This is a genomic window from Hypericibacter adhaerens, assembly GCF_008728835.1.
GTDB lineage: Bacteria > Pseudomonadota > Alphaproteobacteria > Dongiales > Dongiaceae > Hypericibacter > Hypericibacter adhaerens.
The window spans coordinates 2,958,094-2,977,151 of sequence record NZ_CP042582.1; the positions used below are offsets into that span (position 1 = coordinate 2,958,094).

Consider the following 19,058-nt stretch of genomic DNA (forward strand, 5'->3'; position numbering starts at 1 on the left):
CATGAGCGTCGACCTCAACAGCGTCTTCAAGCGCTTCGGCAACGTCACGGCCGTCAACGGCGTCTCGGTCAAGATCGAGGATGGCGAGTTCTTCTGCATGCTGGGCCCGTCCGGCTGCGGCAAGACCACGACCCTGCGCATGGTGGCCGGGCTCGAGCTGCCGAGCGAAGGCCAGATCCTGATCCATGGCCGCGACGTGACATACGAGGAACCGCGCCACCGCGACATCGCCATGGCGTTCCAGGATTACGGCCTCTACCCGCATATGTCGGTGTTCCACAATATCGAGTTCCCGCTCAAGGTGCGCGGGCTCGAGGCGCACGAGCGGCGCAAGAAGGTGCATGACACGGCCGAGCGGCTCGGCATCGCCGAGCTCCTGGAACGCAAGCCGGGCCAGCTCAGCGGCGGCCAGCGTCAGCGCGTCTCGCTCGCCCGCGCGCTGGTCCGCAACCCGCGCGTCTTCCTCATGGACGAGCCGCTCTCGAACCTCGATGCCAAGCTCCGGGCTTCGATGCGCACCGAGATAAAAAAGCTCGTCAGCACGCTCGGCATCACCACCATCTATGTCACCCACGACCAGGTCGAGGCCATGGCGATGGCCGACCGGATCGCCGTCATGAGCCGGGGCGACATGGTGCAGGTCGCCTCGCCCTTCGAGATCTATGACCGGCCCCGCACCCATTTCGTGGCCGACTTCATCGGCTCGCCCGCCATGAACATGTTCGCGGCCTCGGTCGAGCGGAACGGCGGGGTCCGCTGCTCGCCCCAGGCCTTCGCCGATGCGCTGCCGGCCGAGGAACGCGAGCGGGCGCGGCGGATCGCCGACAGCGAGGGACGGCTCTTCATCGGCGTGCGGCCGGAGAAGATGTCGATCGGTGCCGCCGGCGGCCCCCATGCCGTCGACGCCCAGGTCGAGTTCGTCGAGCCTCTCGGCCAGACCACCAACGTCTATGTCGATGCCGGCGGGCAGCGCTTCGTGGTCGTGGCCGACAAGGTGTCGGTCAAGATCGGCGACGCGGTGGGCGTCTCTGCCGCGCCGGACCAGCTCCGCGCGGTGGCGCTCAACAACCAGTAACCCTTCGTTTTCCAGGGACGGAGCCGACCTTGAGCGCCTTCAAACGCAGCTACGACTACATCGTGATCGGCTCCGGCTCCGCCGGCGCCGTGATCGCGGCGCGTCTCGCGGAAGGCTCGTCCCACTCGGTGCTGCTGCTGGAGGCAGGCCCGGTCGATCGCCACTACACGCTACAGATGCCGGCGGCGCTGGCCCTGCCGCTCGGGAACGATCGCTTCAACTGGTTCTATCATGGCGAGCCCGAGCCCCAGCTCGAGGGCCGCCGGATCCTGGAAGCGCGCGGGCGCGTGCTGGGCGGGTCCTCGACCATCAACGGCCTCAATTGGGTGCGCGGCAATCCGCTCGATTTCGACAATTGGGCGGCGTCGGGCCTCCCCGGCTGGTCCTATGCCGACTGCCTGCCCTATTTCAAGAAGGCGGAAACCTTCGAGACGGGCGCCAACGCCTATCGCGGCGGGACCGGGCCCATGCGGATCGAGACCTGCAAGGCGCAGAACCCGCTGTACGAAGCTTTTCTCGCCGCCGGGCCGCAATATGGCCTGCCGCTGGTCGAGGACCATAACGGGTTCCGCCAGGAGGGCACTCATCGCACGCAACGCAATGTCCATGGCGGCATTCGCTGGAGCACGGCCGAGGGCTATCTCCGCGGCCTGGGCCCGCGCCCGAATCTCGAGATCCGGACCGGCGTGCGCGTCCGGCGCATCGATTTCGACGGAACGCGGGCTGTCGGGGTCGAGATCGCTGCCGCAGAAGGCGCCCGAACGATCCAGGCCGAACGCGAGGTCATCCTCTCCGCCGGCGCCCTCAATTCGCCCCAGCTCCTGACCTTGTCGGGCCTCGGCGCGGCCGACGAGCTGCGGCGCCTCGGCATCAAGACGGTGGCCGACCTGCCGGGTGTCGGCCAGGGGCTCAAGGATCACGTCTCCGCGCCGGTCCAGTATCGCGCGCTCAAGAACGTGTCGGTGGCGAAGGATCTCACGCCGCTCGGCCGCGCCAGGCTCGGCCTGCAATGGTTCCTGTTCAAATCGGGCCTGGGCGCCTCGAACTTCTTCGAGGTGGGCGGCTTCGTCCGCACGAAGGGCAGCGACCGCATCCCCACCTTCCAGATCGAGTTCGTGCCGATGCTGGGCGAGATCCAGCATGGCAACGTGAAGCTCGAGGATGGCTTCCAGTATTATCTCAGCCTGATGCGGCCGACCAGCACCGGCCGTGTCTGGCTCGAATCCGCCGACCCGATGGCGCCGCCTCGCTTCGTCTTCAATTTCCTCGAGACCGCCGACGACCGCGCGCTGGCGATCGAGGCGGTCAGGACCATCCGCGAGATCGTGCGGCAGAAGGCCTGGGACGAATATCGCAGTGTCGAGGTCACGCCGGGCCCGGAGATCCGGACCGACGACGAGATCGTGGCCTGGCTGCGCCGCTATGCCGGGACCAACTACCACCCGAGCTGCACCTGCCGCATGGGGGCCGACGCCCAGTCGGTGGTCGATGCCAAGGCCCGCGTCCATGGCATCGACAATCTCCGCGTCATCGATGCCTCGATCATGCCGGCGATCGTCACCGGCAACCTGAACGCCCCGACCATCATGATGGCGGAGAAGCTCGCCGACGACATCCTGGGCAAGCCGCCCTTGCCGCCGGAACGCCAGCCCTACTACCTGCCGGCGGCCTGAGGCCGTTCGCCATGCCTGACCCTGTCCAGTTTTCGCTCAATCAGCTTACGGGAGACTCCACTGATGTCTGATCTCAAGGGGATTTGCGTTCCGATCTGCACGCCGTTCGACAAGTCGGGCGACCGGATCGACGAAGGGGCGCTCGCCGCCCATGTCGACAGCCTGCTCGATGCGGGCGTGCATATCATCCTCTCCTGCGGCGGCACCGGCGAGTTCGCCTACCTGACCGAGGAGGAGCGCCGCCGGATCCATACGCTGGTGGGCAAGCAGGTCCGCGGCAAGGCGCGCTTCGTGGTGCAGTCCTCGGCGATCAGCACGCGCGACACGATCGAGAACGCGAAATTCGCCGAGAGCGTCGGCGCCGAGGCGATCATGGTGCTGCCGCCCTATTTCGAGGGGCCGACCATGGACGGCGTGATGTGGCATTACGAGCATGTCGCGCGCGCCATCAAGACGCCGATCATCATCTACAACATCCCCCAGCATACCAACCGCGACGTCACGCCCGAGCTGTTCGCCCGGCTTCTGAAGATCGAGAACATCCAATACATCAAGGACAGCAAAGGCGACCTCACCCGCATCCAGCAATTGGTGGCGACCGGCGGCAAGGTCTTCAACGGCGGCGACACCCTGATGTTCCCGGCGCTCATGGGCGGCTGCGAGCGCGTCATCTGGGGCGGCGCCAACGCCGTGCCGCGCGAAGCGGTGCAGCTCTACGAGCTTTTCGCGGCCGGCAAGCTGGCCGAGGCGGCGGCGCTCTGGAAGCGCCTGCTGCCGGCGCAGATCTTCTTCTGGACCCACGACTACAACTCGGCCGTCAAGGCGGCGACGAACCTCCTCGGCGGCAAGGTCGGGATCTGCCGCAAGCCGGCCCTGCCTCTGACCGACGCCGAACTGGCCGAGCTGCGCCAGGCGCTCTCGGCCCTGGGCCGGCCGCTGGCCTCGGCCGCCTGACGAGACCAGGCCCGCCTTTCCGCCCTGAAGGGCGGATCGGCGGCATCAGCAGCGGAGGATTTCGATGCGCTGGTCGCAGACCTTCACCGTCGTCGACTGCCATGCCGAAGGCGAGATCGGCAAGGTCGTGACCGGCGGCGTCTTCGACGTGCCGGGCCGGACCATGTTCGACAAGATGCGCCATCTGGCCGAGCATCGCGACGGCCTGCGCAAATTCGTGCTGTTCGAGCCGCGCGGCACGGTCAACCACAACGCCAACATCATCCTGCCGACGAACAATCCCGAGGCGGCGATGGGGTTCGTGATCCTGGAATCGACCGAGTATCCGGCCATGAGTGGGTCGAACACGATCTGCGTGGCGACCGCCCTGCTCGAGACCGGCATCCTGCCGATGAAGGAGCCGGTGACCGAACTGGTGCTGGAGGCGCCGGGCGGGCTCATCAAGGTTACCTGCGACTGCAAGGACGGCAAGGTCCGGCAGGTGAAGTTCACCAACCAGCCGGCCTTCGCCTATCACCTCGACAAGGTCGTCGAGGTCGAAGGGCTGGGCAGCCTCAAGGTCGATGTCGCCTATGGCGGCATGACCTATGTGCATGTCGATGCAACGGCGTTGGGGCTCGGCCTCACCCGCGACGAGGCCCGCGACCTTTGCGGGCTGGGTCAGCGGATCAAGACCGCGGCCGCCGCCCAGCTCGAGGTCTCGCATCCCGAAAACCCGCTCATTCCCGGCATCACCCAGACCCAGTTCATGGGCCCGTTCCGCCGCGAGGGCGGCCGGCTCACGGCCAAGAACACGGTGATCGTGTCGCCCGGCCGCAACGACCGCTCGCCCTGCGGCACCGGCACCTGCGCGCGGCTCGCCGTCATGCATGCGAAGGGACAAATAAAGCCGGGCGAGGTGTTCGACCATGAATCGCTGATCGGAACCCATTTCATCAGCGAGATCGTCGGCACGACCAAGGTCGGCCGTTATCCCGCCGTGATCCCGACGGTCGCCGGGCAGGCCTGGATCACGGCCATTTCGCAGTTCGGCTACGACCCGACCGACCCCTTCCCCGAGGGCTTCACCCTGTCGGATGTCTGGCTGAAGGCGCTCTGAGCGCAGGGAGCGACCTCATGGAGATCTCGCTGCGGAACAAATCCGCGCTCGTGACCGGCGGCACGACCGGCATCGGTTTCGCCGCCGCGCAGACGCTGGTCGAGGCGGGAGCCCGCGTCATGATCACGGGTCAGAACGCGGAGCGGGTGCAGGCCGCGGCGACCCGGCTCGGCTCCCCGGCGATCGGTATCGTCGCCGACAACCGGTCGGTCGAGGCGATCGCGGCGGTGGCCCGCCAGGCCCGGGAGCGCTTCGGCAGGCTCGACATCCTCGTCGCCAATGCCGGCGTCACCTGGTCGGCGCGGATCGAGGAGGTGTCGGAGGCCGACTTCGACGCGCAGATGGCGATCAACTTCAAGGGCAGCTTCTTCGCCATCCAGAAATGCCTGCCGCTGATGGACCGGGGCGGCAGCGTCGTGCTCACCTCGAGCTGCCTCGACGCCAAGGGCGTGCCGGCCATGGCGGTCTATTCGGCCAGCAAGGCCGCCGTCCGCTCGCTGGTGCGCACGCTGGCCGCCGAGCTCGCCCCGCGCGGCATCCGCGTCAACAGCGTGGCGCCGGGCCCGATCGACACGCCGATCTACGACAAGATCGGGCTTTCGTCCGCGGATGCCGACAGGCTCAGGGACGAGGAAGCCCGGGCCACCGTCATGAAGCGCATGGGCCAACCCGAGGAGGTCGGCCGCGCGATCCTGTTCCTCGCCAGCGATGCCGCCGCCTACGTCACCGGCGCCGATCTGCGCGTCGATGGCGGCTGGACCGATATCTGAGAAGGCCGGCCGCCATGTTCGAGACATGCCGCTGGATCAACGAGCCGGCCCATTGGCGCCTGGAGGGCGGCCGTCTGCGGGTGACCACCGACGACCATACCGATTTCTGGCGCGAGACCCATTACGGCTTCACGCGCGACAATGGCCATTTCTTCGGATGCCCGACCGGGCCCGGCTTCACCGCCGATCTGCGGGTGCGCGCCCAGTACCGCGAGCTTTACGACCAGGCCGGAATCATGGTGCGGCTCGACGCGACGCACTGGGTCAAGGCCGGAATCGAGCTGACCGACGGCCGGCCGCATCTCGGCAGTGTTTTGACGCTCGGGCAGTCGGATTGGGCCACCGGCCCGTTCGAGGGCGACGCCTCCGACTTCTGGATCCGCGCCAGCGTGAGCGAGGGCGTACTGAAGCTCCAGGCGTCGGCCGACGGCAAACAATGGCCGACCCTGCGGCTTTGCCCCTTCCCCGTCACGCCCTCCTATCAGGTCGGGCCTTTCTGCTGCACGCCGGAACGGCAGGGGCTCGATGTCGAGTTCTCGGCATTCCGGGTCGGGCCGCCCCTGAACAAGGACCTGCATGATCTCTCCTGAACCGCCTTCCGGGCGCCCGGCCGCGGACTGGAATCCAGACCGCCTGCCTCCCGATGTGCGGGGCGGGCGGCCGACCCTGTGGTCCAATCCGCGGCATCGGACGGCGAAGACGGCGCTGGACCGCCTCACCCTCGGCCACCGGGAGGTTCGCGACGCCGGGAGCCGCTGGGCGCGTTTCGGGCCTTTGCTGAGCCGCCTGTTTCCCGAGACGGCCCCGGCTGGCGGACGCATCGATTCCCGGCTGATCCATCTCCCCGCCGCTTTCCAGCGAAAGCTGCTGGGTTCCGGCCGCAATCCTGTTCTCGTCAAGGCCGATCACGACCTGCCGGTCACGGGCTGCATCAAGGCGCGCGGCGGCGTCTACGAGGTGTTGTCGCACGCCGAAGAACTGGCGCTGGCGGCAGGCCTCGTCGAACCTGACGGCGACTATGCGCGGCTGGCGAACGACGAGGCGCGCCGGCTGTTCGGCGGGCACAGCATCGTCGTCGGATCGACCGGCAATCTCGGCTTCAGCGTCGGCGTGATCGCCCGCGCCCTCGGCTTCAAGGCCGAGGTCCATATGTCGAGCGACGCCAAGAGCTGGAAAAAGGATCGGCTGCGCGCCTTGGCGGTCAAGGTCGTCGAGCATGAGGGCGACTACACCACCGCCGTCGCAGCGGCGCGCGCCGCGGCCGCTCGCGACGCCAAGGCCTATTTCATCGATGACGAGAATTCGTTGCGGCTCTTCCTGGGCTATGCGGTGGCCGCCGCCGATCTCGCCCGGCAGCTCGCGGCCGACGACATCCCGGTCGATGCGGACCACCCGCTCATCCTCTACCTGCCTTGCGGCGTCGGCGGCGCGCCCGGCGGGATCACGCTCGGCCTCAAGCTGATCTTCGGGGATGCCGCGGTCTGCCTGATGGTGGAGCCGGTACGATCGCCCTGCATGCTCGTCCAGCTCGCCGCCGGGCCCGCCCGCAGCGTCTCGGTCTACGACGCCGGGCTCGACAACCGGACGGACGCCGATGGCCTGGCCGTGGCCGCGGCCTCGATGCTCGTCGCGCGCATGATCGGCGAGCTCGTCGATGGCTGCATCACGGTCGAGGACCGGAGCCTCTATGAGTGGGCGTCTCACGCGTGGCACGAAGCCGGCCTCAGGCTCGAACCCTCGGCCGCGGCCGGCTTCGCGGCGGCGGCAGTTCTGGCCGACGCCGCGAAAGCGGGCGCGCGCTCGCCCGTCATCGAGGCGGCCAGCAAGCCCGGCGCCACGCACCTGATCTGGACCACCGGCGGCCAGCTTCTTCCCCAGCAGGAGTTCGATCGCGTTCTCGCGCAGGCCCGCGCACCGGTCGACGCAACCCCTTAGCCAGCAGAAAAACCATCATGAGAACCTACCGGAACTGGATCGACGGCGCCTGGGCATCGGACAGCGGTGCCATGATCGAACGCCACTCCCCGGCGCACGGCGCGCTGCTCGCGCGTTTCCAAGCCTCCGGCCCGGATCACGTCGCCGCGGCGGTTACCGCCGCCCGCCGCGCGTTCGACAGGCGTGGCGGCTGGCCCTCGTTTCCCGCGAGCCAGCGCGCGGGCCTGCTGCAGAAGCTGGCCGATCTGATGGAACGGGATGCGGAGCGGCTTGCGGTCATCGAGGCGGAAGAGGTCGGCAAGCCGATCCGCTTCGCGCGCGGCGAGGTCGCGGGCTCGATCGAGCTCACCCGCTATGCGGGGGCGCTCGCCTGGCAGATATCGGGCGATGTCTTCAGCCATCTGGGCGACGACAAGCTCGGCCTCGTCACGCGCGAGCCCCGGGGCGTCGTCGGCATGATCATTCCCTGGAACTTCCCCCTGGTGACGCTGTTCCAGAAGCTTCCGTTCGCGCTGGCCGCCGGCTGCAGCGTGGTGGTGAAACCGTCGGAGCTGACCTCGGGCACGGCTCTCGAGGTCGCCGCCCTGTCCGCGGAGGCGGGATTCCCCGCCGGCGTCATCAACATCGTGACCGGAACGGGCAGCGACGTCGGCGAGGCGCTGACGGACCATCCCGGCATCGACATGATGTCCTTCACCGGTTCGACCGCGGTCGGCAAGCGCATCGCCGGCAAGGCGGGCGCGGCGCTCAAGCGCGTGGCCCTGGAGCTGGGCGGCAAGGCCGCCAACACCGTCTTCGCCGATGCCGACCTGGAAGCAGCGCTCGACGGCGTGCTGTTCGGCATGATCCTCAACCAGGGCGAGGAATGCTGCGCGGGTTCCCGGCTGCTGGTCGAGCAGAGCATCGCCCGCGATTTCGTCGAGCGGCTCGTCGAACGGGCCCGGAAGATCGTCGTCGGCATGCCGCTCGACGAGCGCACCGATATCGGCGCCCTCATCCATGAGCAGCATCTGGAGAAAGTCCTGGGCTATATCGCCAAGGGCCAGGCGGAGGGCGCCCAGCTCGCCATCGGCGGCGATCGCCTGCGGCGGGATGGGCTCGAGAAAGGCTTCTTCGTCGGCCCGACGGTCCTCACCCGGGTGACGCCGGCCATGACGGTCTTCCGCGAGGAGATCTTCGGGCCGGTCCTGACCGTGACGCCCTTCGACGGCGTCGAACAGGCCGTCGCCCTCGCCAACGATACCGCCTTCGGTCTCGCCAACGGGCTCTGGACCAAGGATGTCGACAAGGCGCTCCAGGTCTCCAAGCGCCTCAAGAGCGGCACCGTCTACGTGAACACCTATCTGGAGACGGCCCCGCAGCTGCCGTTCGGCGGGTTCAAGCAGAGCGGCATCGGACGGGAGAACGGGCTCGACGGGCTGCTCGAATTCACCGAGGTCAAGTCGACCTTCGTGAAGCTGGGAGCCCGGCCTCCGGCCCTGCCGCATGTCCACGCTGGACCCAGGTAGACACGAGGAAGCCTATGGCACAGCTCCCGTCCGGCAGGTCGGGGACAGGCGCTGAAGGCGCGGATGGCTAGGGGGCCAATGGATTGATCGGCGGGGAGTCCGGAATCCGCCGCCCCTTCAAGCCGCGCCGCCAGCCCTCGAGGACCGCCGCGTCCGGCGCGAGATAGGCCGCGCCCGGCGCGAAGCTCTCCCAGGCGGCGCGATGCTTTTCCGAGACGGAGGTCAGGACAGGAACCCCGGCCTCGGCTGCAGCCTCGAACGCGCCGATGAGGCCGGCCCGCATCGTCTCCAGCTTGCCGAACTTGCTGAGGATCACGAGATCGCTCGTCGCGATCTGGTCGAGCAGTTGTGTCGAGGCGGCTTCCAGGCCCGCGGGATCGAGATGGCAGGAGCCGCCCTTGGGCGGCGTGTCGAAATACATCGCAAACGGCCGGCCGGAAACGATGTCCCGCACCACCCCGGCGCCGCATTTGCGATCGGGGATGCCATGGGATTCCCCGAGCAGCCCCACGACCTTCATCCCCGAGGCGCGCCACCGGCCGGTCATGGTCGTGAACAGCGACTGAACGGGCTCGCTGTCGTCGCTGAGGACGGCGGCAATGCTGGCCATGTCGAAGCTCATCCCGGTTCCGCCCGCCTCCCTCCCCGTTCTAGCTGGAGAACGGGTAGATCTTCCGCCAGTCCCACTTCATATCGGCCACGGCCCATCGGGCGCCGGTCGCGGCGTCGAGGGCCTTGTCCAGCTTACCGACGGACGACTGCTTGTCATAGGCCCATTCCCGCTTCTCGTCGGTGTGATGGACGATCATGCCGAAGCGGGCCCCCTTCCCGCCCGTGACCCATTGCAGCATCTGGAGATCGCCGTCGGAATTGCCCGCGGCAAAGATCGGCCGGCGGCCGATGAACTTGTAGATACCGACCGGCTTGCCGAGGCCGTCATCGATGAAGTCGATCTCGGGCAGCCGCTGCAGCACGGGCTTGCCGTCCTTCATCTCGAACCGGGTCTTGATCGAGCTGCCGATCACCTGCTCGGGCGGGATGCCATAGATCTTCTCGGTCCAGGGCCGCATGAACTCGATGCCGCCGCCGGATACGATATAGGTCTTGAAGCCGTTGGCGCGCAGCAGGTTCAACACCTCGAGCATGGGCTGGTAGACGAGCTCGGTGAAGAGGCGGTTGAAGCGCGGATGCCTGGCGGTCGTGATCCAATCCACCACGATCTGCGCGAACTCCTCGGTCGTCATGCCGGCATGGCTCGCCATCACCAGCTTCAGAACCCCCTTCTCGCCCGTGGCCGCGAGGGACTTCAGGTCACCCGAGATCGCCGACTTGAAGGGTTCCAGATTCTCCCATTCCGGATGCTCCGGATAGAGCTGCTTGACCCGCGCGAGCGCGAAGAAAACCTGAAAATAAACGGGCTGCTCCGACCAGAGCGTGCCGTCATTGTCGAAGACGGCGATCCGGTCGTCGAGCGGGACGAAATCCGGCCCGCCCTCCTTCGTCACGCGGCCGACGAAATCGAGGATCGCCGTCCGCGAGCGGCTGTCGTTCCAGGAGGGCAGCGGATCGTCCGCCGCACGGGCGATCGCCGGCGCGATCAGCGCCGCAGCGGCAGCAGCGAGAGGCAGAGCGAGAACATCCCGTCGGGTGGCATCCCAGGTCATTCTTTTCTCCTGCAAGACATATCCCCAAAAGAAACGAGGCGCCGCACCAACGGATACTCGATCCGCCGGCACGGCGCCTCAACCGAAAATCATCCCGATCGGAGCGTCAGCCACCACCGGAACTCTGCAGCCTCTCCATGACCTGGTCGACCGTGAAGCTCGCCGCCTTCTGGCGCGGCGGGAAGGCCTTGAAGGTCTCCAGGAACTTTCCGACATAGGCCTGGGCCGGCACGATCAGGAAGACATGATCCATCAGCCAATCGTAATAGGTGTTCGAGGTGACGTCGGCCCGCTCGTAGGGATCGCGTCGCAGGTTGAAGATCTTTGGCACGCGCAAGCTGGTGAACGGCTCGGCCCAGATCCGGAGCGTGCCTTCGGCGCGCTGCTCCAAGAACACCATCTTCCAGTCCCTGAAGCGGAGCGCCATCAGATCTCCGTCATCCGAGAAGTAGAAGATTTCCTCGCGCGCGCTCTTGTCGGTCTTGCCGGTCAGGTAGTCGAGCTGGTTGTAGCCGTCGAGATGGACCTTGTAGGTCATGCTGCCGGCCTGATGCCCTTGCAGCAGCTTCTCCTTGATATCCGGCACGCCGGCCGCTGCCAGGAGGGTGGGCAGCCAGTCCATGCCGCTGATGATCTCGTTCGAGACCGAGCCTGCGGGAATCCTACCAGGCCAGCGGAGGAAACAGGGCACGCGGAAGGCGCCCTCCCAGTTCGTGTTCTTCTCCGAGCGGAAGGGCGTGGTACCGCCATCGGGCCAGGTGTTCGCGTGCGGGCCGTTGTCGGTGGTGTAGAGCAGGATCGTGTTCTCGACGATCTTGAGATCGTCGAGCTTCTGCAGCAGCTTGCCCACATCGTCGTCATGCTCGAGCATGCCGTCGAGATACTCGTCCTGCCCGGATCGCCCGCGCATGGATTCGCGCACATGGGTGCGCAGGTGCATCCGGGTCGCGTTCCACCAGCAGAAGAACGGCTTGTTCGCCTTCACCTGCCGGTCGATGAAATCCATCGCCGCATCGACGGTCTCGTCGTCGATGGTCTCCATCCGCTTCTTGGTCAGCGGGCCCGTGTCCTCGATCCGGCCGTCGGCATAGGAATGGATCACGCCGCGCGGCCCGAACTTCTTGCGGAAATCGGGGTCCTTCGGATAGTCCGGCAGCTCCGGCTCCTCCTCGGCATTGAGGTGATAGAGATTGCCGAAGAACTCGTCGAAGCCGTGATTGGTCGGCAGGAATTCGTCCCGGTCGCCCAGATGGTTCTTGCCGAACTGCCCGGTCGCATAGCCGAGCGGCTTCAGCAGCGCGGCGATGGTCGGGTCCTCCTTGCGCAGGCCAAGGTCGGCGCCGGGCAAGCCGACCTTGCTCAGGCCCGTGCGATAGACGCTCTGGCCGGTGATGAAGGAGGAACGCCCCGCCGTGCAGCTCTGCTCGGCGTAATAGTCGGTGAACATCATTCCTTCCTTGGCGATCCGGTCGATGTTGTTGGTCCGGATTCCCATCAACCCGAAGGAATAGGCGCTGACATTGGTCTGGCCGATATCGTCGCCGAAGATGACGAGGATATTGGGCAGCGCGTCGCCCGCGGCGGCGAGCTGCGTGGCTTGCGCACCGCTGGCGGTGTCGGCCCCGGCCGGCTGGGCGGCCGCCGTCACCGCCACCGCCGCGACCAGCGATCCGCCGGCCATCAGCAGCTGGCGCCGGTTCATCGCTCGGGGTGTGGTATCGGATTCAGACGCCACGGCCGCCCTTTTTTCACTCACGTCGCTCATAGACCCCTCCCGTTCCTGTCGATACAGCGAAAGCCGATGTGAGACATGGCACTGTCGATCATCTGCGGCTGGCGCGCGGCCGGCCGGTAGCGGAGGCAATAGCTGGGCGCGCAAAGAAAGGAGCCGCCCTTGACCACCTTGCGGGGAATGCGGATCTCGGGCTGGCGCGGATCGTAGCTGGCCTCGACAGCGCCGCCGCGCGGATTGGCCGGAACGCAGCAAGGCTTGGCCGCATCGGCGGCGTGGCGGGCCGAGTACCAGTCGCTGGTCCATTCCCAGACATTGCCGGCCATGTCGAAGAGGCCATGGCCGTTGGCGGGAAAGGAGCCGACCGGCGCCGTGCGCTCGTAGCCGTCCGTCGCCAGGTTCTGCCAGGGAAACTCGCCCTGCCAGGTATTGGCCATCGGCTTGCCGCCCGGCTCGAATTCGTCGCCCCAGCAATAGGCGGCGCCTTCGAGACCGCCACGCGCCGCGAACTCCCATTCCGCCTCGGTCGGCAGCGACTTGCCGGCCCAGCGCGCATAGGCTTCCGCGTCCTCATAGGCGACATGAACGACGGGATGATCCTCGAGCCCGTCGATGCCGCTTCCCGGCCCTTCCGGATGGCACCAGTCGGCGCCCGGCACATAGCGCCACCAGTTCGCCAGATCGCGCTTGTCGACCGGCCCCGCCGCCTTCTGAAAGACCAGCGCGCCCGGCTTCAGCAGCTCGGGCTTGGCGCCGGGATAGTCCTTCGGGTCGAGCGGGCGCTCGGCCACCGTCACATAGCCGGTCGCCGCGACGAAGGCCGCATAATCCGCATTGGTGACGGCATGGCGATCCATCCAGAAGCCGTCGACCTTCGCCCGATGCGCCGGCGCCTCTTCCGGGTAATGCCGGTCGGATCCCATAAGAAAGGCGCCCCCCGGAATCCAGGACATTCGCGCAGCGCGCGCGTCCTCCTCATCGGTTTGCCGATGCAAATCGAGCCCCATGCTTGAAGAACTATTGCTATCGCCGGCGAGGACAAGGTCCCGCTCCACCGCGAGGCGCCAACCGCGTAAATGAAGCTGCCCTGTCGGACTTGGCTCGCCCCGCCCGCGACCACATTATCATCGCTGCGCCATCGAATTGTCGTTGATCGGTGGGCCAAAGGGGGAAGCGGTGAAAAGCTCGACGTGGCGTCGGCCTCTGCGGCACTGCAGCATGGTTTTGCTGCTATCTGTATTTCTACTGATGCCCGGAAGACACGCCGACGCTGGCGGCACGGGCCATTACTTCGCCGGCCTGCCCAACGCGCGCGACACGGTGATGCCGGCGCCCGGCTATTACGCCTTGCTCTACAGCATCTATTACAGCGCCGACCGGTATTATAACGACAACGGCCAGAGCGTCGATTCCGTCAAGCTGCCCGACGGCACCAAGGCCAATGTGAATGCGGACGTGAATCTGTTCGTCCTGGCCCCGGCTTTCATCTGGGTCGCGGACTGGGACGTGCTGGGTGGACATTACGGCGCCTACATCGTTCCCACCTTCAGCAACACCAGCATCGATGCCGAGGTCTCGACGCTCACCGGCCTCGGCCGGAACGCCAAGGGCTCGACCTTCGGCATGGGCGACCTCTTCGTCCAGCCGATCTGGCTCGGTTGGAACAAGAAACATTGGGACTTCACGGTGGGCTACGGCTTCTACGCGCCCACGGGCCGCTTCGATGCCGGCAGCCGCGACAATATCGGTCTCGGCTTCTGGACCCATCAGTTCCAGGGATCCGTCGCCTGGTATCCCTTCACCAACCGCGGCACGGCCGTGATCGGCACCGGGACCTACGAGATCAACCAGAATGCCGAAGGCGAGGACCTGACCCCCGGCCAGCGCGCGAGCCTGAACCTCGCCATCGATCAGTATCTGCCGCTCGACGAGCAATTCCTGCTCGACGTCGCCGTGACGGGCTACGGCCAGTGGCAGACCACGGACGACACGGGCTCCGACGCGGCCAACAACAACCGCGACAGCGTCTATGGCGTCGGACCGCAGATCGGCATCGTCTATCTGCCGAGCAAGATATCGGCGACCTTCCGCTGGAACCACGAGGTCTGGGCGCAGGACCGTATCGCCGGCGACGTGTTCGCCCTCACGCTGGGCGTCGGGTTCTGAAGAGGACCACCGGTGGCGACCCCTTCCCGGATCAGGACGGCCCGAATTCGCCCGACAGCGGCGCCACGGTCATCACCGGCGGAGGCTTCACGCCCATGATCGAAAGCAGGGTCGGGGCCACAGCAAGCTGGGACACCGTCTCGGTCGCCACGCCCCCTTGCGGATGCCCCACATCGTAGAACGGTACCAGGCGCTCGGCGTCGGTGGTGCCGCCATGGCGGCCGTCCTCGGTCTGGCCGTGATCGGAGGTGACGAGCACGCGATAACCTTCATCGCGCCAGAGATGCAGGACCTCCGCCAGCGCGTTGTCGAGTGCCCAGACCGCATGGTGATACTCAACCGAGGCCGTACCGTAGAGGTGCCCGAGCGCGTCCGGCGCGAAGCCGTGGATCAGCAGGTAGTCCGGACAATGGCGGCGGATGAGCAGGGTCGCGCGCGTGAACAGATCCGTCTCGGAGGGAAGGTTCAGGTTCCATTTGGTGTAGCCCAGCTCGGAATAGAAGCGACCATGCTGGATGGCCAGTGACGGATCATCCACCTCCATATCGCGCAGCGCATCATAGGGCGCGACGTTGTAAAGCTCCGAGAAGAAGTAATGGGCCACGGCACCGGTGGTCCGGCCGGCTTCCCGCGCCAGCCCGAAAACATGCGGCCCCTTGGAGAGCACCACGCGATCGTTGCTCCGGATGCCATGAACATAGGGGGGCGTGCCGGTATGCAAGGTCTCGTAGACGGGCGCGGACAGCGAGGGCAGCACGGATCGCATGCACCAGCGCCGGGCAAGGCCGGCCTCGACTAGGCCCTCAAGGGTGCCACAATCGCGCAACGCCGCGTCATACCCCACGGCATCGAACAACACGAGAACGACTTTTTCGGCCAAGGTCGAGAACTCCGTCAGGGTCAGGTAACGCCCAGCGCGGATCCGCGCTTCGAAAGAATGTCGTCAAGCCACCCCAGGCGCATCTCGGGCACCGAGGCGAGAAGCCTGCCGGTATAGTCGTCGAAGGGCGGCGACAGGACCGCTCGTTTCGTGCCGTGGCGGACCACCCCGCCGCGATACATCACCGCCACGGAATCGGCGATGGCGCGCACGGTGGCGATATCGTGGGTGATGACGAGGTAGGACAGGCCCTTCTCCTGCTGCAGGCGGAGCATCAGCTTCAGGATCTCGTCGGCCACCAACGGATCGAGCGCCGAGGTGACCTCGTCGCAGATGACCAGCTCGGGATCCGCCGCCAGCGCGCGGGCGATACAGACGCGCTGCTTCTGCCCGCCGGAGAGCTCGGCCGGATAACGGTCCATGAAACGCCCGCCCATTTCGATCTGGTCGAGCAGCTCCGCCACCCGGCGGCGGCGCGATGCGGCATCGAGACCGAAATAGAACTCCAGGGGGCGGCCGATGATCTGCCCAACCGTGTGGCGCGGATTCATCGCCGTGTCCGGCATCTGATAGATCATCTGGATGCGCCGCAGCTGCTCGCGGGTGCGCTCGGCAAGACGCGGCGCCAAGGTGGCGCCGGCGAACTGCAGCCGCCCGGAAAGCGGCGGGAGCAGGCCGGTGATGACACGCGCCAGGGTGGATTTGCCCGATCCGGATTCGCCGACGATCGCCAGCGTCTCGCCCCGGTCGACCCGCACCGAGACGTTCTCCAGAACCGGCACGAGATTGGCATAGGTCGCGGTGACGCCCTCCGCCACCAGCAGAGGATCGTTCTTCGGCGCCGCTTCCGGTTTCTGCACCGAGCGGACCGCCACCAGACGCCGGGTGTAGTCTTCGCGCGGCGCGGTGATGATCTGGCCGGCCGAGCCGTATTCGACCATCTTGCCGTGCCGCAGCACCATGATGTCGTCGGCGATCTGCGCAACGACCGCGAGATCGTGGCTGATATAGAGGGCCGCGGTATGACTGTCCCGGATCGCGTCCTTGATGGCGGCAAGGACCTCCACCTGGGTCGTCACGTCGAGCGCCGTCGTCGGCTCGTCGAAGACGACGAGGTCCGGTCCGGGACAGAGCGCCAGCGCCGTCATCGCGCGCTGAAGCTGGCCGCCCGAAACCTGGTGCGGGAACCGCCGGCCGAACTGCGCCGGCTCGGGGAGCCGCAGCCGCTCGAACAACCGGACGGCGCGCTGCTCCGCGTCCGCGCGCGAATAGACCCCGTGCTTGATCGCCGCTTCGACCACCTGGGGGCCGATGCGCTGCGCCGGATTGAAGGCGGCAGCCGCCGACTGCGCCACATAAGTGACGACCCGGCCGCGCAACCGGCGAACGCGGGGGAGATCGAGCCTCAGGAGGTCCACGCCGTCCAGCCGCGCCGCGCCGCCGACGAGGCGGCAACCGCCGCGGCCGTAGCCGAGGGCAGCCAGACCGACCGTCGATTTACCCGCCCCGGATTCGCCGATGAGCCCCAGCACCCGCCCCTTGGGCAGCAGGAAGGAGACGCCATCGACGATGGTCGCATCGTAAGGTTCCCCGTCCGGCGGATAGATTCGCGCTTCGACCCGCAGATCGCGGACCTCGAGTACGGGAGACGCCGCGCCCCTCTCAGCCATGGCGCCCTCCCCGCAGCGAGGTCGTGCGCCGCAGGATCCAGTCCACGACCAGATTCACGCAGATGGCAAGGCAGGTGATGGCCGCTCCCGGGAACAGGGCCGCGGGAATGCCGTAGACGATGCCGTCCTTGTTTTCCTTGACCATGCCGCCCCAGTCGGCTGCGGGCGGCTGCACGCCCAGCCCGAGGAAGGAGAGCGTGCTGAGGAAGAGAACGGCGAAGGCGAAGCGCAACCCCATCTCGGCAATCAGGGGCGACAGCGCATTGGGCAGGATCTCGCGGAAGATGATCCAGCCGACCTTCTCCCCGCGCAGCCGCGCCACCTCGACGAAATCGGTCACCGCGATGTCAACGGCGACGGCGCGCGCCAGTCGATAGACACGCGTCGCATCCAGCACCGCCATCACCAGGACCAGGGTCACGAGGTTGGAGGGCAGGACCGAGAGCACCACCAGCGCGAAGATCAGGGTCGGGATTGCCATCAACAGATCGTTGCCACGGCTGAGGCCCTGATCGACCCACTTCCCGGCGACGCTGGCGAGAAAGCCAAGCAGAATCCCGCCGGCGAAGGACAAGATCGTGGCTGCGCCGGCGATCGATATCGTCTTGCCGCCGCCATACATGAGCCGGCTCAGAAGATCGCGGCCCAGATTGTCCGTGCCGAGCCAGGCGTGCGGCGAGGGATCCTCCCACACGTCGCCGACGATCTCACCCTCGGGATGAGGCGCCAGCACAGGTGCCAGAAGGCCCGCGCCGGCGAACAGCACGACGCCCAGGAGGCCGACGCGGGCGGCCCAGGACATGCGGCGCAGAATGCCCAGGAGCTTCATTTGGGATGCCGCAGCCGGGGATTCGCCACGATCGAGACGATGTCGGCAAAGGTGTTGAGCCCGATATAGGTGGCGGCGAAGATCAGGCCGCAGATCTGCACCACGGGCACATCGCGCTTGGCGACATGGTCCACCATGAGCTGGCCCAGCCCCGGATAGACGAAAATGACCTCGACCACCACCACGCCGACCACCAGATAAGCCAGGTTGAGCATGACGACATTGACGATCGGGGCGATGGCGTTGGGCAGCGCGTGCCGGACGATGATCTCGAACGGCGCCAGCCCTTTGAGCTCGGCCGTCTCGACATAGGAGCTGGAAAGCACGTTCAGGATCGCGGCTCGTGTCATGCGCATCATGTGCGCGAGCACGGCGAGGATCAGCGTCGCACAGGGCAGCACCACGGCGGAAAGCCGCTGCCCCAGGCTCATGCCGGCATGGACGTTGGAAATGCTCGAAAACCAGTCGAGCTTGACGGCGAAGGCCATCATCAGCAGATAACCGACGAAGAACTCCGGCAGCGAGATCGCGCCCAGCGAGAGGATCGAGATCACCCGGTCGACGAGGCCGTTGGGGTGGCGGGCGGCGATCAACCCCAGGAACACCGAGAGCGGGACCGCGATGACGGCCGCCACCGCGGCCAGGAACAGCGTATTGGCGAGGCGTCCGCCGACGAGCTGGGCGATGTCCTGGCGGTTTGCAAGGGACCGGCCGAGATCGCCGTGAAGAATCCCGCCCAGCCATTGCAGGTAACGATAAATAGCGGGCTGATCGAGCCCGAGATCGTGGCGCAGATTGGCGACCGCCTCGGGCGTGGCCGACTGACCGAGGATGGTTTGCGCGACGTCGCCGGGCAGAATCTGGGTACCGGCGAAGATGATCGCCGAGATCGCCAGCAGCAGGACGAGCCCCAGAGCGAGGCGCTGGGCTACCAGCTTCCAAAGCACGACCGGGAATCCCTTCTGCCCGAAACCCCGGTCGCGAACGCTCCCGACGCCTTGTTCGGCACCCGGAACCGATACGGCCTCTTCCCTCTTGCCATCTCTCCTCCTGGCAAGGCGGTCATCCACCGCCAGCTATCGCTCTTTCTTGCAACAATGAAA

General features: G+C 66.8%; 17 protein-coding genes. 9 read left to right on the plus strand and 8 right to left on the minus strand.

The window, feature by feature from the left end; all coding sequences use genetic code 11:
- Window position 1 precedes the first annotated feature (1 nt).
- The 8 genes from FRZ61_RS12890 (at window position 2) to FRZ61_RS12925 (ending at window position 9,014) form a co-directional block, all read left to right on the plus strand.
- Window positions 2-1,075, plus strand: a complete 1,074-nt coding sequence (locus FRZ61_RS12890; protein ID WP_151118108.1) for an ABC transporter ATP-binding protein — start codon at window positions 2-4, stop codon at window positions 1,073-1,075.
- Between the two features lie 29 nt (window positions 1,076-1,104).
- On the plus strand, window positions 1,105-2,748 hold the full coding sequence (locus FRZ61_RS12895) for a choline dehydrogenase (protein ID WP_151118109.1): 1,644 nt from the start codon (window positions 1,105-1,107) through the stop codon (window positions 2,746-2,748).
- 63 nt (window positions 2,749-2,811) lie between these two features.
- Window positions 2,812-3,702, plus strand: a complete 891-nt coding sequence (locus FRZ61_RS12900) for a dihydrodipicolinate synthase family protein (RefSeq protein ID WP_151118110.1) — start codon at window positions 2,812-2,814, stop codon at window positions 3,700-3,702.
- A 64-nt stretch (window positions 3,703-3,766) separates the two neighbouring features.
- Complete coding sequence (locus tag FRZ61_RS12905) at window positions 3,767-4,801, plus strand: proline racemase family protein (RefSeq protein WP_151118111.1); 1,035 nt, start codon at window positions 3,767-3,769, stop codon at window positions 4,799-4,801.
- A gap of 17 nt (window positions 4,802-4,818) precedes the next feature.
- On the plus strand, window positions 4,819-5,571 hold the full coding sequence (locus tag FRZ61_RS12910) for an SDR family NAD(P)-dependent oxidoreductase (RefSeq protein WP_151118112.1): 753 nt from the start codon (window positions 4,819-4,821) through the stop codon (window positions 5,569-5,571).
- 14 nt (window positions 5,572-5,585) lie between these two features.
- On the plus strand, window positions 5,586-6,161 hold the full coding sequence (locus FRZ61_RS12915) for a DUF1349 domain-containing protein (RefSeq protein WP_151118113.1): 576 nt from the start codon (window positions 5,586-5,588) through the stop codon (window positions 6,159-6,161).
- A complete protein-coding gene (locus FRZ61_RS12920; protein ID WP_151118114.1) occupies window positions 6,148-7,506 on the plus strand; it encodes a D-serine ammonia-lyase in 1,359 nt (452 codons plus the stop codon). The genes FRZ61_RS12915 and FRZ61_RS12920 overlap by 14 nt, the downstream gene beginning before the upstream one ends.
- A gap of 17 nt (window positions 7,507-7,523) precedes the next feature.
- Window positions 7,524-9,014: an aldehyde dehydrogenase family protein gene (locus tag FRZ61_RS12925; RefSeq protein ID WP_151118115.1), complete on the plus strand. Its 1,491-nt coding sequence runs from the start codon at window positions 7,524-7,526 to the stop codon at window positions 9,012-9,014.
- A gap of 67 nt (window positions 9,015-9,081) precedes the next feature.
- Here FRZ61_RS12925 and FRZ61_RS12930 read toward each other — a convergent pair whose 3' ends face one another.
- The 4 genes from FRZ61_RS12930 to FRZ61_RS12945 all read right to left on the minus strand — a co-directional run bounded on the left by FRZ61_RS12930 (window position 9,082) and on the right by FRZ61_RS12945 (window position 13,333).
- Complete coding sequence (locus FRZ61_RS12930; RefSeq protein ID WP_225308785.1) at window positions 9,082-9,624, minus strand: DUF2478 domain-containing protein; 543 nt, start codon at window positions 9,622-9,624, stop codon at window positions 9,082-9,084.
- A gap of 40 nt (window positions 9,625-9,664) precedes the next feature.
- Window positions 9,665-10,678: an HAD family hydrolase gene (locus tag FRZ61_RS12935; protein WP_151118117.1), complete on the minus strand. Its 1,014-nt coding sequence runs from the start codon at window positions 10,676-10,678 to the stop codon at window positions 9,665-9,667.
- 106 nt (window positions 10,679-10,784) lie between these two features.
- Window positions 10,785-12,380, minus strand: a complete 1,596-nt coding sequence (locus tag FRZ61_RS12940) for an arylsulfatase (protein ID WP_225308786.1) — start codon at window positions 12,378-12,380, stop codon at window positions 10,785-10,787.
- Window positions 12,381-12,439: 59 nt separating this feature from the next.
- Complete coding sequence (locus FRZ61_RS12945) at window positions 12,440-13,333, minus strand: formylglycine-generating enzyme family protein (protein WP_263641733.1); 894 nt, start codon at window positions 13,331-13,333, stop codon at window positions 12,440-12,442.
- Between the two features lie 325 nt (window positions 13,334-13,658).
- Here FRZ61_RS12945 and FRZ61_RS12950 point away from each other — a divergent pair, with 325 nt between their 5' ends.
- Window positions 13,659-14,576 carry a SphA family protein gene (locus FRZ61_RS12950; protein WP_191908999.1) on the plus strand — a complete coding sequence of 306 codons (918 nt, stop codon included), beginning with the start codon at window positions 13,659-13,661 and terminating at the stop codon, window positions 14,574-14,576.
- A gap of 31 nt (window positions 14,577-14,607) precedes the next feature.
- Here FRZ61_RS12950 and FRZ61_RS12955 read toward each other — a convergent pair whose 3' ends face one another.
- The 4 genes from FRZ61_RS12955 to FRZ61_RS12970 are packed head-to-tail and all read right to left on the minus strand — an operon-like array spanning window position 14,608 to window position 18,902.
- Window positions 14,608-15,456, minus strand: coding sequence for an alkaline phosphatase family protein (locus FRZ61_RS12955; protein WP_191909000.1), 849 nt, complete (start codon window positions 15,454-15,456; stop codon window positions 14,608-14,610).
- Between the two features lie 20 nt (window positions 15,457-15,476).
- A complete protein-coding gene (locus FRZ61_RS12960) occupies window positions 15,477-17,126 on the minus strand; it encodes an ABC transporter ATP-binding protein (RefSeq protein ID WP_151118122.1) in 1,650 nt (549 codons plus the stop codon).
- Entirely contained in the window at window positions 17,119-17,955 is an 837-nt protein-coding gene (locus FRZ61_RS12965; RefSeq protein WP_151118123.1) for an ABC transporter permease, read from the minus strand. Before FRZ61_RS12965 ends, FRZ61_RS12960 begins: the two co-directional genes overlap by 8 nt.
- Window positions 17,952-18,902, minus strand: a complete 951-nt coding sequence (locus FRZ61_RS12970; RefSeq protein WP_151118124.1) for an ABC transporter permease — start codon at window positions 18,900-18,902, stop codon at window positions 17,952-17,954. The genes FRZ61_RS12965 and FRZ61_RS12970 overlap by 4 nt, the downstream gene beginning before the upstream one ends.
- Window positions 18,903-19,058: the final 156 nt, after the last annotated feature.